Here is a 1,340-nt window from a genome sequence, read left to right as displayed (position 1 = left end):
ACCGGGTACATATGTGAATGCCACAGCTTCGGCGGCTTGCTTGAGCCCCGCTACATTGTCGGCGCGGAATCACTTGACCAGTGAGCTATTACGCACTCTTTCAAGGGTGGCTGCTTCTAAGCCAACCTCCTGGTTGTCTGGGCAACTCCACATCCTTTTCCACTTAGCAAGCGCTTAGGGGCCTTAGCTGGTGATCTGGGCTGTTTCCCTCTCGACTACGGAGCTTATCCCCCGCAGTCTCACTGCCGCGCTCTCACTTACCGGCATTCGGAGTTTGGCTGATTTCGGTAAGCCGGTAAGCCCCCTAGACCATCCAGTGCTCTACCTCCGGTAAGAAACACGCGACGCTGCACCTATATGCATTTCGGGGAGAACCAGCTATCACGGAGTTTGATTGGCCTTTCACCCCTATCCACAGGTCATCCCCCAGGTTTTCAACCCTGGTGGGTTCGGTCCTCCACGCGGTCTTACCCGCGCTTCAACCTGCCCATGGATAGATCACTCCGCTTCGGGTCTAGAGCATGCGACTAAAACGCCCTATTCAGACTCGCTTTCGCTACGGCTACCCCACACGGGTTAACCTCGCCACACACCACTAACTCGCAGGCTCATTCTTCAAAAGGCACGCCGTCACACCCACACAAGGTGAGCGCTCCGACGGATTGTAGGCAACCGGTTTCAGGTACTATTTCACTCCCCTCCCGGGGTACTTTTCATCTTTCCCTCACGGTACTAGTCCGCTATCGGTCACCAAGAAGTATTTAGGCTTAGCGGGTGGTCCCGCCAGATTCACACGGAATTTCAAGAGTTCCGTGCTACTTGGGAAAACACTCGGAAGTCACAGCCTTACATCTACGGGACTATTACCCACTACGGTCCGACATTCCAGCCGGTTCGACTTCAACCATGATTTATAACTCCCTGACCCCACGGCATTAGGATCTGAATGCTCCCACAACCCCACATACGCAACGCACGCCGGCTATCACACGCACATGGTTTAGCCTCATCCGCTTTCGCTCGCCACTACTCACGGAATCACTATTGTTTTCTCTTCCTGCGGGTACTGAGATGTTTCACTTCCCCGCGTTCCCTCCAGAACCCTATGTGTTCAGGCACTGGTAACTGGCTTTAGAATGCCAGCTGGGTTTCCCCATTCGGACACCCCCGGATCACAGCTTGGTTGCCAACTCCCCGGGGCTTATCGCAGGCTCCAACGTCCTTCATCGGCTCTTGGTGCCAAGACATCCACCGATTGCCCTTAGTAGCTTGTCACACAACAAAAACTACAAAGATGCTCGCGTCCACTATACAGTTCTCAAAATACGGGCAGGAACACC

General features: G+C 54.3%; 1 rRNA gene (cut by a window edge). It reads right to left on the bottom strand.

The features are described 5' to 3' along the window. Positions 1-1,275 (bottom strand): 23S ribosomal RNA (locus ABZ004_RS40445); it reaches 1,612 nt to the left of the window's first position. Between the last annotated feature and the right edge of the window lie 65 nt (positions 1,276-1,340).

Source organism: Kribbella sp. NPDC006257, assembly GCF_040613535.1.
GTDB lineage: Bacteria > Actinomycetota > Actinomycetes > Propionibacteriales > Kribbellaceae > Kribbella.
The sequence above is the reverse complement of the archived record's forward strand: the minus strand, read 5'-3'. Positions and strand labels throughout refer to the sequence as shown.